This window comes from Mycolicibacterium sp. SMGY-1XX (assembly GCF_059132455.1).
The window spans coordinates 5178313-5193290 of sequence record NZ_CP101139.1; the positions used below are offsets into that span (position 1 = coordinate 5178313).

At 67.3% G+C, this 14978-nt stretch carries 14 protein-coding genes and 1 tRNA gene; 6 read left to right on the forward strand and 9 right to left on the reverse strand.

Annotated features, from left to right (window positions below; translation table 11 throughout):
• Positions 1-7: 7 nt before the first annotated feature.
• From NL241_RS24780 to NL241_RS24795, 4 genes are all read right to left on the reverse strand, one after another.
• Positions 8-2359 (reverse strand): glycerol-3-phosphate 1-O-acyltransferase, encoded by a 2352-nt coding sequence (locus NL241_RS24780; RefSeq protein WP_494395322.1) that lies wholly within the window; start codon positions 2357-2359, stop codon positions 8-10.
• Entirely contained in the window at positions 2356-3909 is a 1554-nt protein-coding gene (locus NL241_RS24785) for an HAD-IB family hydrolase (RefSeq protein ID WP_487693439.1), read from the reverse strand. Before NL241_RS24785 ends, NL241_RS24780 begins: the two co-directional genes overlap by 4 nt.
• Positions 3906-5384 (reverse strand): wax ester/triacylglycerol synthase family O-acyltransferase, encoded by a 1479-nt coding sequence (locus tag NL241_RS24790; RefSeq protein ID WP_487693438.1) that lies wholly within the window; start codon positions 5382-5384, stop codon positions 3906-3908. Before NL241_RS24790 ends, NL241_RS24785 begins: the two co-directional genes overlap by 4 nt.
• A gap of 145 nt (positions 5385-5529) precedes the next feature.
• Entirely contained in the window at positions 5530-6768 is a 1239-nt protein-coding gene (locus NL241_RS24795) for an alpha/beta hydrolase fold domain-containing protein (protein WP_494395323.1), read from the reverse strand.
• Positions 6769-7292: 524 nt separating this feature from the next.
• Between NL241_RS24795 and NL241_RS24800 the strand changes: the two genes are divergently transcribed.
• The 6 genes from NL241_RS24800 (at position 7293) to NL241_RS24825 (ending at position 10343) form a co-directional block, all read left to right on the forward strand.
• Positions 7293-7368, forward strand: a tRNA-Arg gene (locus NL241_RS24800).
• Positions 7369-7461: 93 nt separating this feature from the next.
• Positions 7462-7785 (forward strand): DUF732 domain-containing protein, encoded by a 324-nt coding sequence (locus tag NL241_RS24805; RefSeq protein ID WP_494395324.1) that lies wholly within the window; start codon positions 7462-7464, stop codon positions 7783-7785.
• Between the two features lie 57 nt (positions 7786-7842).
• On the forward strand, positions 7843-8172 hold the full coding sequence (locus NL241_RS24810; protein ID WP_487693435.1) for an ArsR/SmtB family transcription factor: 330 nt from the start codon (positions 7843-7845) through the stop codon (positions 8170-8172).
• A 23-nt stretch (positions 8173-8195) separates the two neighbouring features.
• A complete protein-coding gene (locus NL241_RS24815) occupies positions 8196-8687 on the forward strand; it encodes an SRPBCC family protein (RefSeq protein ID WP_487693434.1) in 492 nt (163 codons plus the stop codon).
• Positions 8688-8825: 138 nt separating this feature from the next.
• Entirely contained in the window at positions 8826-9461 is a 636-nt protein-coding gene (locus tag NL241_RS24820; protein WP_494395325.1) for a hypothetical protein, read from the forward strand.
• Between the two features lie 123 nt (positions 9462-9584).
• Positions 9585-10343: an enoyl-CoA hydratase gene (locus NL241_RS24825; RefSeq protein ID WP_487693431.1), complete on the forward strand. Its 759-nt coding sequence runs from the start codon at positions 9585-9587 to the stop codon at positions 10341-10343.
• Here the strand turns inward: NL241_RS24825 and NL241_RS24830 are convergent, their stop codons facing one another.
• The 5 genes from NL241_RS24830 to NL241_RS24850 form a co-directional block, all read right to left on the reverse strand.
• The gene (locus tag NL241_RS24830) at positions 10344-11471 is read right to left on the reverse strand and encodes a dihydrolipoamide acetyltransferase family protein (protein WP_494395326.1); all 1128 of its coding nucleotides are present in this window, start codon (positions 11469-11471) and stop codon (positions 10344-10346) included.
• Positions 11468-12505 (reverse strand): alpha-ketoacid dehydrogenase subunit beta, encoded by a 1038-nt coding sequence (locus NL241_RS24835; protein WP_487693429.1) that lies wholly within the window; start codon positions 12503-12505, stop codon positions 11468-11470. Before NL241_RS24835 ends, NL241_RS24830 begins: the two co-directional genes overlap by 4 nt.
• A 1-nt stretch (position 12506) precedes the next feature.
• A complete protein-coding gene (gene pdhA, locus NL241_RS24840; RefSeq protein WP_494395327.1) occupies positions 12507-13574 on the reverse strand; it encodes a pyruvate dehydrogenase (acetyl-transferring) E1 component subunit alpha in 1068 nt (355 codons plus the stop codon).
• 100 nt (positions 13575-13674) lie between these two features.
• A complete protein-coding gene (locus NL241_RS24845; RefSeq protein ID WP_487693426.1) occupies positions 13675-14493 on the reverse strand; it encodes an HpcH/HpaI aldolase/citrate lyase family protein in 819 nt (272 codons plus the stop codon).
• Positions 14480-14977, reverse strand: coding sequence for a MaoC family dehydratase (locus NL241_RS24850; RefSeq protein ID WP_487693425.1), 498 nt, complete (start codon positions 14975-14977; stop codon positions 14480-14482). Before NL241_RS24850 ends, NL241_RS24845 begins: the two co-directional genes overlap by 14 nt.
• Between the last annotated feature and the right edge of the window lies 1 nt (position 14978).

Genomic DNA, 14978 nt, shown 5'->3' on the forward strand with positions numbered 1-14978 from the left:
CCAACTACTACGCAGTGTCAGAGTTCTGCCGGGAGCGAATCTCGCGTTCGACGAACTGCCGCCGCGAGATCTCGTCGATCCGGTCCATATCGGCCAACACAGCACGCAACTCCTTGACGAACGCCACCCGCCGCTCCGCCAGATCGGGCGCGGCCGTCAGCAGCCCCTGGTCGGCGACCACCTGTCGGGCCGTGGCAAACAGCAGGGCCGACACCGACTCGGTGCTGCGCACCCGGTTCTGCGCCGCGTACTGGGCCCCCACCCCCAGCGCTCTGGCGGTCAGCTCCTTGTCGCCGATCTCGGGCGGCGCATCGCGGAGCACGTCGGCGACGATCTGATAGGCCTCGAAGAACGACCGCAGCATCGCGTGTGCCATCAGTGGTCGTTTGTCGTAGAGGAGCTGTTCGATCTCCTGGCCGCCGGCGGCGACGTGCGCCTCCCAGTCCGCGTGCCACGCCATCTCCTCGGCGACGTTGGCGCGAAACGCTGCCGAGTCGGCGAAGTAGAAGTCGAACTTCAACAGATCGCGCAGCCGCATCGCCTGCGACCAGAACGCGTCGAGCCGGTCGCCGTCGGCGCGGCCGGCGTAGGCCAGCGCCAGCTCGACGATCGATGTCTCCAGGAACGCGTGGATGAGGGTGTTCCGGTAGAACGCCGCCTCGTGCTGGTTGTCCGGCGTGATATGCCAGACCGGTTCCCGGCCGCCGTCGACGCGGGTGATCGGGTGCCCGCCGGACAGCGCATCGAGGGCAGCGCGCACCCCGTCGGGCGTCCGGAGCCGACGCGCGCTGTCGGTCACCGGAGTCTGCTTGCGCTCGAGATAGTCCAGGGAGTCCTGCACGGTGTGGTGCACCTGGTTCAGGGTCAGCGCTATCCCGTTGGTGGTCAGCAACAGACCCGCCACCAGGCCGGTGGCGTTGATCGGGGTCACCCGCAGGATTCGCCACGCCACCTCGAAGGCCATCTTCTGCATGGCCAGCCGCTTTTCCGTGTCGCCCTCGGTGGCGTCAGCGCCATCCCCACCGGGGGCGCCGAGGTATTGCGCCATCGACACCGCTTCGGGGAAACGAACGTAGATCTTGCCGTAGTTGCGTTCGCCTTGGGCTTTGATGAAGTTGTACAGCCAGCTCATCCCCTCGGGGGCTTTCTCCCCTCCGCGGGCGTAAGCGGCGTACTCGGCGGTCTCGTGCAGTTGGTCGAAGCTGATCGACACCGGCTGCAGCAGGATGTCGTCGCTGCGGCCCTCGAGATAGGCGTCGGCGACGTAGGCCAGCAGACCGAGCTTGGGCGGCAACATCTTTCCGGTGCGCGACCGGGTGCCCTCGATGGACCAGCTCAGATTGAAGCGCTTCTCGACGATGTAGCCGACGAACTCCCGCAGCACGTACTTGTACAGCGGGTCATCGAGTTTGCGGCGGATGAAGATGACACCGGAACGCCGCAGCAGCGGGCCCATGGGGCCGAACGACATGTTGATGCCGGCGAACAGGTTGGCCCGCGGTAACCGGTTCTCCTGCAACGCCACCGTCAGCACCGCGCTGTCCAGGTTGGACCGGTGCGACCACAACATGACCGCCGGGTGGGTTTCCAGGGCGTGCCGCATCGACTCGACCTGCGCCGGGTCGTAGTCGATGTTGGGATCGAACCCGCGGCTGTAGAGGAACTTCGAGAAGTTGGGAATGAGGTCGACGGAGAAGCGACTCCACCCGGTGGCCAGTTCGTCGAGGATCTCGCCGGCCGCCTCGACGGTGGCACCGGGAATCTTCTCCAGGCCCGCGCGGAAGCGCGAGGACGCCAGCATTTCGGGTTTGACCAGCCGCGGTGACTTGTATTCCGGTCCGAGCAGCCGGTATTCGATGCGTTCGATGGCCAGGCTGGCACGGCGCAGCACGAACCGCGCGAAGTCGCGAGGACTGTCGCCGACGGTGGTCTCCTGGTAGAGCTGGCGCAGTTCGGACACCTTGGCCGGTTCCCCGGCCACCACCCGGGCGCGTGCCGGGTCACGCCGAAGAATGCGGCGCTGCAACATTTCCGGCGGTCGGTAGGTGTCACGGCCCGACAGCAGACCCACCACCTTGACCCGGGTCGGCAGCCCACCGGGGGCCCAGAACACGCGCACCGGTACCACCGAGCGGTCGTCCCCGATTTCCAGCTCGTTGACCAGTTGGGCGATCACGCCGGCTGGGGGCTCCTCGTCGTCGCCCGGCAGTTGGACCACGGCGACCTCGAGGTCGGGATGCTGGCTGCGCTGTTGCCGCAGCCAGTCATCGAGCATGTCGCGCTCGGCGGCCGACGACACCGAAGCCAGGATCAGCGAGTCGTCGCTGATTTCGACAAGCGGTATGTCGTCGGTGGTCATGACCGCCCCTGTGCGGTCTTCTTGGCCGGCGCCTTCTTGGCCGCCTTCTTGGTGGTCTTCTTGGCAGGCTTGTGCAGATACGGTGCGGCCGTGGGCAACTCGTCATCCGGCCAGTTCCTGAGGGTGTCGAGGTAGAGCTGGCGGACCTCGGCGATGCGCTCCTCCAGGTTCTCGGAGTTCCAGTCGGCCACCGAGATCGGCGGGAACACCGCGATATCGACGGTGCCCGGGTTCATCGTCGAGGAGTCCCTGGCCGCTATCACCTCGGCGTTGCGGATCACCACCGGCACGATGGGCACGTTGGCCGCCATGGCGATCCGGAACGGCCCCTTCTTGAACGGCCCGACCTCGAAGGTGTCGAGGCGCGTGCCTTCGGGGGCGATCACGATCGACAGCCCGTTGCGAGCCGCCTCTTCCACCTTGTGCAGCGACTCCACTGCGGCTTTGGCGTCGTCGCGGTCGATGAACACCGCGTCGATGAGCCTGCCCAGTGAGCCGACCAGCGGGTCGTTCTCGAGTTCCTTCTTGGCCACGCCGGTGAAGTTGTCGCGCACGAGCGAACAGGTGATCACGGGGTCGAAGTTGTTGCGGTGGTTGAACAGGAACACCGCCGGTCGCTGTGCGGTGAGGTTCTCACGGCCGACGACGTTGAGCTGTACTCCGCTGGCAGCAAGCAGTGTCTGGGTCCAGTTGGCGGTGAAGAAGTTGACGCCGCGCCGCCGGTTGCGGGTCAGCAGTCCCCAGCCGAGGGCACCGTAGGCGACGGGCAGCATGGAGCCCACCCCCGCCAGTGTCCGCAGCGCCCCGCCGAGGCTGCTGCCGCCGCGGCTGGAGAACCGCAGAATAGGCCAACCACGTTGCCGCGCAACGGCGGCCATCTTGCCCTCGGGATTGGTGGGCCGCGGATGGCCCACCAGGTACATCAACGCGACATCCTCGTCACCGTCGGCGTAGAAGTAGCTGTCCTTGAGATCGATGTTGCGTTCGGCGGCGAACTTCTGCACCGCGTTGGCCTTACCCGGTCCCCACAGGATCGGTTCGACGATGGTGCCGGTGACCACACCGTCGTCGTCGACGACGAACTTGTTGGTCAGAATGTTGGGGATTCCGAGGAACTGGGCCACCGGCTCCACCTGGATGGTCAGCGCCGACGAACTCAGACAGACCGTGTGCCCGCGGTCCAGATGCGCGCGCACCAACTCGCGCATCTCCGGGTAGATTCGCGCTTCGATCTTCTGCCGGAACAACCGTTCACCGAGTTGGTCGAGATCGCTGAGCGGACGGCCTCGCATCGCCTTGGACGCGGCGGTGATCAGGTTCTCGAATTCACGGCGGCCCAGTTTGTGGTTGAGCCCGGCCTGGATCATGCCGAAGAAGTCCGCGACGCCGAGCTGCCGGCTCAGGAACTGCTCCTGGGTCAGGATGACGCCGGTGAACCCGGCGACCAGAGTGCCGTCGAGATCGAAGAACGCGCCGATGTGCGGACCCTGGGGGCTGGCCTTGACCTCGGCCACCGAACCGGGCAGCCGCATATCCCGCGGGCTGGTCATGACCGTCCCTCCGCGATGTTGGAGGGATCACTCGGGGTGCCTTCCTCGGCCTCGTCGGCGTCAAAGGAAGCCGGCGTCGACGTCGGCGGCGGGTCACCGGCCAGAGCCAGCACCTCGTCGAACCCCTCTTTGAGGCAGCGGGCGAACAGGGCCTCATCGGTGATCGACGCCCGGTCATACCGCGCGGAGATGGTGCAGTATCCGCTGCGCGACACCAACACCACCATCATGGCGACACCGGGCAGCGGACCAAGACCGTACTGCCGCAACACCTTTGCACCGGCGATGAAGGTATCACCCTGATACACAGGCACATTGCTGGCCTGGACGTCCGAGGCGATCACCGAGCCGGTGATCGACTCCAGCACGGCGTCGGGCAGCAGCGACAGCACCGGTGCCAGCGACCCGATGACGTCGATGGCCGCCTCCTCCTTGCGGTGCGCCATCTGCGAGCGGATCTTGCGGATCCGCTCAGCCGGATCCTCGGTGCCGACGGGCGCGGCGAGATTGACCCCGGTGAACCGGTTGCCGCCGGCCGGGTCGGATTCGGCCCGCAGATTCACCGGGATCGCCATCGGCAGCGTGGCGATGGGAACACCGAGCGCGTGGTGGTAGCGCCGCAGGGCCGCACACAGCCCTGCCAGGTAGGCGTCGTTGATGGACCCTTCGGCGGCTTTGGCGGCGCGGTGCAGATCGGACAGTTTGATGTCGATGGCCTCGGTGCGGCTGGCCAGGCTGCGCCGTCGCAGCAGCGGTGACGGTTCGGCGGCCTGGCGCGCCACCCGCCGGCTCGCCGAGGCGAACTCCAGCACCCCGCTGACCGCCGAACCCGGGTCACTGACCGCCTTCCCGACCGCGCCGACGGCACCGGTGACCGCGCCGCGCAGTCCCCCGGCCAGAGCACCGGGCAACGACGCGAACCCCTTGCGCATGAGGTCGTTGGCCGAGAGGTCCTGCGGGATGGGCAGCGGCGGGGCCGGCTGCGGTTCCGGGTCGCGCTCCAGGTCGTAGATCTGGGCGAACATCTCGACCCCACCCACCCCGTCGGTGACGGCGTGGCTCAGGTGCAGCAGCTGGGCGGCGCGTCCCTCCGGTAGGCCTTCGATGAGGGTGGCACTCCACAGGGGGCGGGAGATGTCCAGCGGCGACTGCTGGATGATCTCGGCGAGATCGAACACCTGACGCAGGGTGCCGGGCTCGGGAACACGGACCCGCCGAACGTGGAAGTCCAGGTTGAAGTCGGGGTCGACGACCCAGCGGGGCGCCGCCGTGGGCAGCGTCGGCATGACGACCTTCTGGCGCAGCCGGAGGATGGTGCGCGAGGCATACTCGAAGTTCGTGCGGTACCGCTCCCAGTCGGGGGTGGTGTCCAGCAATTCGAGGGCCATGATGCCCGACCGGGTCCGCGGATTGGCCTCACCGCGATGCAGCAGTTGGTCGACCGCCCCGAGTTCATCGGACAATCCGCTCGTCACACAGCTCTCCTGTCAGACCCGTTCCACCTCGATGCCTGCACCACGCTAGTCGGCCGCACGCGCGGACGGGAGCTGATTCTGCGGATCCCGCGGCTGACGCTGAAAGCGCGTGTCAGCGCGGTGAATTCAGGTGGCCGGCGGCGGATCAGCTGGCGGGGGTGGCGCGCATCCGGAGTGCGCTGTCCCTCATCTGCAGGTGCCTGCCGTAGGTGACACCGAGGAACTGCGCCACCGCGTCGGCGGCCAGCTGCGAGCGCACGGTCGCCAGATGGTCGAAAGCGTGATGGGCGTTGGGCAGTTCGGCATGGGCCACCACCTCGGCGCCCGCGCCGCGCAACGCCGCCACGAAAGCCCGCGCCTGGGTGTGCGGGATCACCGCGTCGTTGCGTCCGTGCAGCACGAAGAACGGTGGCGCGTCGCGGTGCACGTGGTAGATCGGCGAGGCCGCTTCGTACTGCGGGCGGTGGTCGGCGAAGCGCGCACGCATGACGAACTGTTCGAGGAACGGCACCATCAGCGGGGTCATGGTCTCCACATTGGTCAGGTCGTAGGCGCCGTAGTAGGGCACCGCCGCCTGCACGCTGGTGTCGACGGTCTCGAATCCGGGTTGCAGCGCAGGATCGTTGGCGGTCAGTGCCGCCAACGCCGCCAGGTGGCCACCGGCGGAACCACCGGTGAGGGCGATGTGGTCGGGGTCGCCGCCGTAGTCGGCGATGTTCTCGCGCACCCAGGCGATGGCACGTTTGACGTCGACGATGTGCGACGGGAACGCGCGGCCGGGGCTGCGACTGTAGTTGATGGACACGCAGATCCAGCCGAGCGAGACCAGTCGGCTCATCAGCGGATAGGCCTGCCCGCGCTTCTCGCTGAGCGCCCACGCGCCACCGGGAATCTGCAGCAGCACCGGCGCCGGCCGGTCCGCGGGCAGTTCGGGCAGGCGCCAGAGGTCGAGCAGGTGGTCACGGCCGTTCGGGCCGTAGGCGATGTTGGTGGTGGCCTTGGCATAGCGCCTGCGGTGCTGGGTCGCGTGCCAGAAGCCGGCGAGGCTGGGCCGGTGCGCCTGGAATTCCAGCGGATGGACCACCTGGTCGTTGCGCTCCCCGAAGGTGTCCGTCAGCGCGTCTTCGAGGACCCGGTTGGCTTTCTGCGAGGCCATGCTGGCGCTGATGCGGTCCAACGGAGTGGCGCGCACCGCCGACAGCGCGTGCCCGGTGACGGCCGCGGCGGCGAACTCCGTGGTGACCCAACCCGCCAGCCAGGCCGCCAGCGACGGGCAGCCCCGCGCGATGAGCGCTGCACCCCGGTAGGCGCGCGGGTCGGCAGCCAGCCGCAGGGCCTGAGCACCCACGGCCGAGGCCCGGGTGATGTCCATCGCAATGCTCATCGCACATGCACCTTCGCAGTCACGTACGGGCGTCTTCGCCCGCCGCGACAAGGAGCCTGCGAGCCCCAGTTGTGCCGCGGATCACAAAGGTAGCCATTTTTGATCGCAATAACACCTGTTTCCTGGACGGGTTGCTCGCCTGAACCCGTATCCGCTGGTCAGTTACCGAATTGTTATGCGCGTAAACACACGGTGCGTACACCTGTGAATTCATTAATCGATGAATGTCCACAGAGGTCACGGTCCGACACGCCGACATGAGGAATCGGCGACACGCCGTTTAAGACGCCGCTCGCAGCGGCCGGAAACGTGGCCTACAGCGAGCGGAAACAGCGGCGTCGAGCGTGCCGCCGCCGGGTTTGCCGGACTCCCGCCCGCTCCCCTGAGCGCGGCGCCTGATTCCTGGAAAGTTCCGCCGGCATGTCCCCGCCCGTGCGGCCGGGAAAGCGTGGCACCGACGGTCCGCCGCTGTGCGCTTTCACCGGTCGATCGGTGTTCGGACCTTGGGCTAGGGTATGTGCGCTGCCTCCGTAGCTCAGCGGATAGAGCAGCCGCCTTCTAAGCGGTTGGTCGCAGGTTCGATCCCTGCCGGGGGCGCCAACAGCGGCATTACCGGACCGCGGGTGCTCCCCTCCTGACATCCGCCGGCCCCGACTGATCGCCGCGGCCGAAGCCGCGCGGTACGGTCACGCGGTGAAGAGCACATGCGGCGCTCTCGCCGCAGTGGCGGTCGCCCTGGTGGCAGCCGCCTGCGGCAACGACGAACAGGCGCGCGCGTCGGCCGATGACACGTTCATCTCCGAATTGAGCAGCGACGCCTTCTGGAAAACCGTCGACAGAGCCACCGCGATCACCGCTGCCCATGACTTCTGCGATGCGGCAACGACGGCGAACGAGCAGGGAAACACCGGCGTCGACGCCGTGACGATGGTCGTCACCCGATACGGACTCGAACAAGGCCCGGTCCTGGTCGGAGCAGCCAAGCGCAACTACTGCCCGGACGCCGACCTCGGCTGACGCCCATCGACCGACATATTCCTTGACAGGAATATGTCGGCGTCCTACGGTGAGTTCATGCAGTCGATGATCTTCGGGGCGCTCAGTGAACCGAGTCGCCTGAGGATCGTCGAGCTGCTCCGGACCGGTCCCATGTCGGTCGGCGAGATCGCCGAGCGGCTCGAGATTCGTCAGCCGCAGGTGAGCAAACACCTTCGCGTGCTTGGCGATTCGGGGATCGTCACCGGCGAGGCCGTGGCTCGCCACCGGATCTACCACCTCGAAGCCGAACCGTTCGAGCAGATCGGCCGCTGGGTCGAATCCTTCGAGCAGTTGTGGGAAGTCCGACTCGACTCACTCGGCCGCTATCTCGACTCGATCACCGAGGACACCGCAGAGAAGCCCTGACCGAACACCGACCGGAGGACAGCATGCTCTTGCAACTACTCAAGCCCAAGAACCTCGATTTCGAACGGACCTACCGGGCCCCCATCGACACGGTGTGGCGGGCCTGGACCGACCCCGAGATCCTGCGGCAGTGGTGGGGTCCGGAGAAAACCGTTGTGCCGGAATGCAGGGTCGACCTGCGCGTCGGCGGCGAGATCTACATCGTGATGGAAGCCGGCGAGGCCATGGGCAAATACCAAGGCACACAATGGCCTATGGCAGGCACGTTCACCCGGGTAGAGGAGAGCACCGGCTTGTCCTACGACGCGCGCTCCTGGACGGCGGGTGAAGAAGAGGCGACCACGATTCACCACACCAACGACGTCACCCTGGTCGAGCGCGATGGCGCCACCACCGTGCAACTGCACGTCACGATCAGCAAGATCGGTCCCAAGGCGAAGCTGGCAGCATTCGGCATGAAGTGGGGTTACAAGGCGCAACTCGACAAACTGGAGAAGTACCTCTCGTCGCATTGACCTCGCGCCCCTGAAGCTCACCGCACGTCGCCGACTCGTCGACGGAAGCCCGTCAGGAGAATCCGACAAGAATCCGACAAGGTCGACGTTCGAACCTTCGGTCATCGCCGCACCCGCGGCATCCGACAGGAGGCTCGCATGAAGCTCGCGCGGTGCGCCCGGGCACTGTCCTCGATCGCCCTCACACTTTCGGTCCTCGTGACGGGCATGCCGCACGCCGCGGCCGAGCCGATCGACAAGGACCACCGTGGCGGAGTCGTTTCATCCGAGCACTACTTCGTGGTTCCCGCGGACGGTGCGACTGGCAGGGTTCAAAGCCATTGGGCCGGCCACAAGGTCGCCGATCCCCGGGGCTGGGACCGCGGAAGCGCCGCGCCGGCCGGCGCCACTTTCATCCGCGCGCCGCTGAAGTCGCCGATCACTGCGTCGTCAGCGCGGGATGCGAGTAACACCGGCACACAACCGAATTCCACGCCGCCGCACCTCATCTCCACCTATGAGGACGCGACCCGCATCGTCGGGGTTGCCCCACTTCGGTGCGCGGTGCGCACTGTGCGGGCGCCGGCTCAGCGGCCTCCGCGGACGCCGACGGGCCGTCAGGACATCCCGGTGCTGCCCTGCAATGACGTCCAGTCGGCCGGTGCCGACCACGAACCGGCGAGGTCGGTCCCCGAGACACTGGCCACCGTGGCGATCGGATGCGGCGTGCTCGCGTTGGCATCGTTGGCGTTCTTCGTCATCGAGGGCCGTGGGCCAGGCAACGACGACGACTGATTCCGACTGGCCCAGTCACCACCCCCAAACGGCCGCCGGAGTTCGGGTTGGGTTTTCCGAGGTCGAGCAAGTCCCGCCGCAGTCTCTGCCGCGAAGCGGTGCCGGCGCGGTAGCGTGCCGGACATGGCCAGTGCAGATCCCGTGCTCTACCACGTCGACGATCACGTCGCCCTGATCACCGTCAACGATCCCGACCGCCGCAACGCGGTCACCGAGGCGATGTCCGCACAATTGCGGCAGGCCATCGAAACCGCAGAAGCCGATACCGGCGTCCATGCCGTGGTGATCACGGGCGCGGGCAAGGCGTTCTGCGCGGGAGCTGACCTGAGTGCTCTCGGCGTCGCCGCCGAAGAGGGCCTGCTGCGGATCTACGACGGCTTCATGGCGCTGGGGAGTTGCACGCTGCCCACCATCGCCGCGGTCAACGGCCCCGCCGTCGGGGCGGGGCTCAACCTCGCGCTGGCTGCCGACGTCCGGATCGCCGGGCCGTCGGCGGTGTTCGATCCCCGCTTCCAGAAGTTGGGCATCCATCCCGGGGGCGGCGCCACCTGGATGCTGCAACGGGCGGTTGGTCCGCAGGTGGCCCGGGCCGCGCTGCTGTTCGGTATGCGTTTCGATGCCGAAACCGCGGTGACGCACGGTCTGGCGCTGCACGTCGCCGACGACCCCGTCGCCGCGGCGCTGGACCTGGCCCGCGGACCGGCGTCGGCTCCACGTGAGGTGGTGCTCGCCACGAAGGCCACCATGCGGGCCACGGCGTCGCCGGGGACGGTCGACACCGACACCCATCAGTCGGCCATGCGCACCGAACTCGGCCCGCAGGCAGCGTCCATCCAGTCCCCGGAGTTCGCTGCCAGACTGGCTGCAGCGCAACGCAAATAGCTAGAGATCCAGCAGCGCGAGCTCTGGCGCCTCCAGTAGATCGCGCAGCTCCCCGAGGAACGCCGCAACCTGCGCCCCGTCGGCAACGCGGTGATCGAAGGCGCACGTCAACCTCATGGTCGGCCGGGACACCACCTCGCCGTCCACCACCACGGCCCGGGGTTTCAGCGAACCCATGCCCAGGATGGCCGCCTCGGGATGGTTGATCACCGGCACACCGTCATCGAGGCCCAACGCCCCGAAGTTGGACACGGTGAACGTCGACCCGTGCAGTTCCGCGGGTTTGAGCGTGCCACCACGCGCCTGTTCGATCAGCCGGGCCACCTCGAGAGCGAGCTCGCGGGTGGTCTTGGTGTGGGCGTCGACCACCACCGGCACCAGCAGGCCCCGCGGTGCCGCCACCCCGAAACCGAGATGCACCGCGTGATGGCTGCGGATCTGCGCGCCGTCGGGACCGTCACTCCAGGTGGAGTTCAGGATCCGGTGACGGGTCAACGCGACCACCAGCAGCCGCAGCGTCAGCACGAACGGCGTCACCTCGAGCCGGTCCCGCAGCGCGAGCAGCCGGGTTCCGTCGACGTCCACACCGGCATGCGCATCGGGGATCTCGCTGCGCGACAGAGTCATTCGCTTGGCCATCTCGGCCTGTACGCCCCGCACCGGGATCACGTCATACCCGATATCGGTGGCGGGCCCAGCGGCGGCGAGCACCGCCTCGCGTGAGATCACGCCGTCTGATCCTGGTTCGAGGTCCTCGAGATCCACCAGCAAGTCGGCCGCCAATTTGCGCACGGCCGGCTTGGCTTTGGGCCGCCGCTCCCGTCGGCTTCGGTCCAGATCGGCGTCGGCGCCGTAGCCGACGAGCACCGGTGTGCGGGTGGCGGCGGCATCGGGCGCCGTCTCGAACGTAACCAACGGAGTACCCACCGCCAGCACCTCACCGGGTTGCCCACCGAGGGAGACGATCCGGCCGGCGAACGGGCTGGGGATCTCGACGGCGGCCTTGGCCGTCTCCAGGGTGCACAGCGTCTGGTTCAGTTCGACCTCGTCCCCGACGGCCACATTCCATTCCACGACGGTCGCTTCTTCGAGCCCCTCCCCCAGATCGGGAACCAAGAACTCGCTCATGGCATGCCCATCGCGCGTTCCACGCAGTCCAGGAGCCGATCAGGGCCAGGTAGCCAGACCTTCTCCAGACGTGCTGGCGGATAGGGGGTGTCGAACCCACACGCCCGCAGTACCGGGGCCTCTAGTTCGTAGAACAGTTCCTCCTGGATCCGGGCGGCGAGTTCGGCCCCGAATCCCAGGGTGCGCGGCCCTTCGTGCATCACGACCGCCCGACCGGTGCGCCGGATCGATGCGGCGACGGTACCGAAGTCGAGCGGATTCAGCGATCGCAGATCGACGACCTCGAGATCCCACGCGCAGTGCTCGGCCGCACTGAGCGCGGTGCCCACCGAGGATCCGTAGGTGATGACGGTGACGTCGCGGCCGGGGCGGCGGATCGCCGCCTGCCCGATCGGCAGACCCGGTGTGGTGGTGTCCACCGACTCTCGCCCCCAGTACCGCCGTTTCGGTTCGAGGAAGATCACCGGATCGCGGGCGGCGATCGAATGCCGCAGCAGCCAGTAGGCGTCGGTCGGGGTCGAGGGCACCACGACCTTCAACCCGGCGGTGTGCAGCCAGTAGCTCTCGGTGGACTCCGAATGATGTTCCACCGCACCGATTCCGCCGAACGACGGGATTCGCACGGTGACCGGCATGTCGACGTCGCCATGGGTGCGCATCCGGTACTTGGCCAGATGGCTGACGATCTGGTCGAATGCCGGGTAGGAGAACCCGTCGAACTGGATCTCCGGGACCGGGATGAACCCGCGGATGGCCATTCCGATCGCGATCCCGATGATCGCCGACTCCGCCAGCGGGGTGTCGAAACACCGTTCGTCGCCGAAGGTTTCCGCCAAACCCTCCGTCACCCGGAACACGCCGCCCAGCCGGGCGACGTCCTCACCGAACACCAGCACCCGGTCGTCGGCGGCCATCGCGTCATGCAGGGCATGGTTGATCGCCTTGCCCATGGTCAGGTCCGCCGGGGTGTGGAGAGGATGAGGCTCGGGCATGTCGTCGCCGGATGTCGCCGGTCGTTCGATGATCTGCGTCATCTCAAGCCTCCTTCGCCAGTTCGGCCACCAGCCGGTCGCGCTGGTCGGCGAGGTCGGGGGTGATGTCGTGGTACACGGTGTCGAACACGTCGGTGACATCGAAGTCCGGATCGCCGATGATGCTGTGGCGCACCTCGTTACGCAGGCGGGCCGACCGCGCGGCGATACGTTCCTCCAAGCGCTCCGTCCACACCCCTTCGGACTGCAGATACGTGCGGTACCGCGCGATCGGATCGCGCGCGCGCCAGTACTCCAGTTCCTCGGGCGGTTGATAGCGAGTGGGATCGTCGGAGGTGGTGTGCGGCCCCATCCGGTAGGTCAGCGCTTCGATGAGGGTGGGGCCGTCACCGGCCCGGGCCCGTTGCGCGGCCTCGGACATCACCGCGAAGCAGGCCAGCACGTCGTTTCCGTCCACCCTGACACCGGGCATGCCGTAACCGATCGCCTTGTGGGCGATCGACGGCGCCGCCAGTTGCCGGCTGACCGGCACCGAGATGGCCCATTGGTTGTTCTGCACGAAGAACACACAAGGCGCCTTGTACACCGCGGCCAGATTGAACGCTTCGTGGGCATCGCCTTCGGAGGTGGCGCCGTCACCCAGGAAGGCAACCGTCACGGAGTCCTCACCGAGGCGTTGCGCCGCCATCGCGGCACCGACCGCGTGCAGGCCGTGGGTGCCGATGGGAATGGCCAGCGGCGCGCAGCATTTCTCCGTGAAGCCCAAGCCGCCGTGCCACCGGCCGCGCCACACCGCACCCACCTTCGCGGGGTGGATACCGCGGGCCAGGAACGCGCCGAGTTCCCGGTACTGCGGGAACAGCCAGTCGGTCTTGCGCAGACACGCCGCGGCACCCACCTGGGCGGCTTCCTGACCGCGGCAGGTGGCGAACAAGGCCAGCTCGCCCTGGCGCTGCAAGTTGACGAACTCGGTGTCCAGGTCGCGGGTGAGGACCATGAGCTCGTAGAGCCAGGACAAGGTTTCGGGCGGTAGCTGACTTCGGGCACGCGCCTCGGGAGTTGGACTCCCGTCGGGCGCCACCAATTGGACAGGCTCGAGCGTCACTGCCATACCGCCTCCTTGGGCCACTGACGGCATGTGACGCCGTCAGACGACTGAGGTGCTCAGTACGGCTGCGGTCAGAGCAAAACCACTGGTGAGAGGCTGTCAGTTACCGCCGGGGTGTGGCGGCCAGGCCGACGATGCGCTCTGCTCGCCGCAATACTGGGGCATCCACCATTATGCCCTCGAACTGGAACACGCCCCGCTGGTTTGCGACCTCCGCCAGGACGTGTCGGGCCCAACGAACCTGCTCGTCGGTCGGGGTGTAGGCATCCCGGATCACCGCCACCTGGCTCGGATGGATGGCGACTTTGCCGTCGAAGCCGACGGCCACGGCGTCGTCGGACTCAGCGCGTAACCCGTCGAGGTCCTTGATGTCGATGTACACCGAGTCCAGGGCCAGCCGGCCGTACGCCTTGGCGGCGAGCAGCGACTGCGAGCGGACGTGCTGGGCGATATCGCGGTAGCTGCCGTCGGCGTGACGATTGGCGGTGCCGCCGGTGACGGCGAACAGATCCTCGGCGCCCCACATCACGGCGTAGGCGTTGTCCGCGCGGGTGGACTCGACGACGTTCAGCGCGCCGAGCGGGGTCTCGACGAGCACCAGCACGTCCAGCGGTGCCAGTGCACTGACCTGCTGCGCTGATTCGGTTTTGGCGAGCATGACGGTGGTGTAGTCGGTCTTGGCCAGTGCCTGCAGGTCGAGTTCGTGGTCGGGTGTGCCGCTGGGGTTGACGCGCACGACGGTGCGACCGGGTTCCAGTGGTGTGTCGAGCAGCGCCCGGCGGGCGGTGTCGCGGTCTTTGGCCGCCACGCCGTCCTCGAGATCGAGGATGACGACATCGGCTGCCGCAGCGGCTTTTCCGAACCGCTCGGGACGGTCGGCCGGGCAGAACAGCCAGGCCGGGCCGGGATTATCCAACGCCATCGGTGTCCTCCGGTTTCTTGCGGACCATCGTCTTGCGCGACGCGGTGGCCACGATGTCGCCGTGCTGGTTGCGGCCGGTGTGCGCGAAGGTCACGATGCCCTCCCCCGGGCGGCTCTTGGATTCGCGTTTGTCGCTGATGATCGTCTCGGCATACAGGGTGTCGCCGTGGAACAGCGGCTTCGGGAACGCGATATCGGAGAAGCCGAGATTGCCGACGATGGTGCCCTGGGTCAGCTGCGCCACCGACAGTCCCACCAATGTGGACAACGTGAACATCGAGTTCACCAACCGCTGATGGAACGGCGGCAGCGCATCGGAGAACGCCGCATCCAGGTGCAGCGCCTGGGTGTTCATGGTCAGCGTGGTGAACAGCACGTTGTCGGCCTCGGTGATGGTGCGGCCGGGCCGGTGCAGGTATTTGACGCCGAGTTCCAGTTCCTCGAACCAGAGCCCGCGCTGGACAACAACTTTGGATTCACTCATC

Bases quoted from the DNA above. Each gene is read 5' to 3' on its own strand.
- NL241_RS24845 (WP_487693426.1), bottom strand. From the start codon at position 14,493: ATGGCGTTGGATAATCCCGGCCCGGCCTGGCTGTTCTGCCCGGCCGAC.
- NL241_RS24820 (WP_494395325.1), top strand. From the start codon at position 8,826: ATGAAGCTCGCGCGGTGCGCCCGGGCACTGTCCTCGATCGCCCTCACA.
- NL241_RS24825 (WP_487693431.1), top strand. From the start codon at position 9,585: ATGGCCAGTGCAGATCCCGTGCTCTACCACGTCGACGATCACGTCGCC.
- NL241_RS24810 (WP_487693435.1), top strand. From the start codon at position 7,843: ATGCAGTCGATGATCTTCGGGGCGCTCAGTGAACCGAGTCGCCTGAGG.
- NL241_RS24830 (WP_494395326.1), bottom strand. From the start codon at position 11,471: ATGAGCGAGTTCTTGGTTCCCGATCTGGGGGAGGGGCTCGAAGAAGCG.
- NL241_RS24835 (WP_487693429.1), bottom strand. From the start codon at position 12,505: ATGACGCAGATCATCGAACGACCGGCGACATCCGGCGACGACATGCCC.
- NL241_RS24815 (WP_487693434.1), top strand. From the start codon at position 8,196: ATGCTCTTGCAACTACTCAAGCCCAAGAACCTCGATTTCGAACGGACC.
- NL241_RS24850 (WP_487693425.1), bottom strand. From the start codon at position 14,977: ATGAGTGAATCCAAAGTTGTTGTCCAGCGCGGGCTCTGGTTCGAGGAA.
- NL241_RS24785 (WP_487693439.1), bottom strand. From the start codon at position 3,909: ATGACCAGCCCGCGGGATATGCGGCTGCCCGGTTCGGTGGCCGAGGTC.
- NL241_RS24795 (WP_494395323.1), bottom strand. From the start codon at position 6,768: ATGAGCATTGCGATGGACATCACCCGGGCCTCGGCCGTGGGTGCTCAG.
- pdhA (WP_494395327.1), bottom strand. From the start codon at position 13,574: ATGGCAGTGACGCTCGAGCCTGTCCAATTGGTGGCGCCCGACGGGAGT.
- NL241_RS24780 (WP_494395322.1), bottom strand. From the start codon at position 2,359: ATGACCACCGACGACATACCGCTTGTCGAAATCAGCGACGACTCGCTG.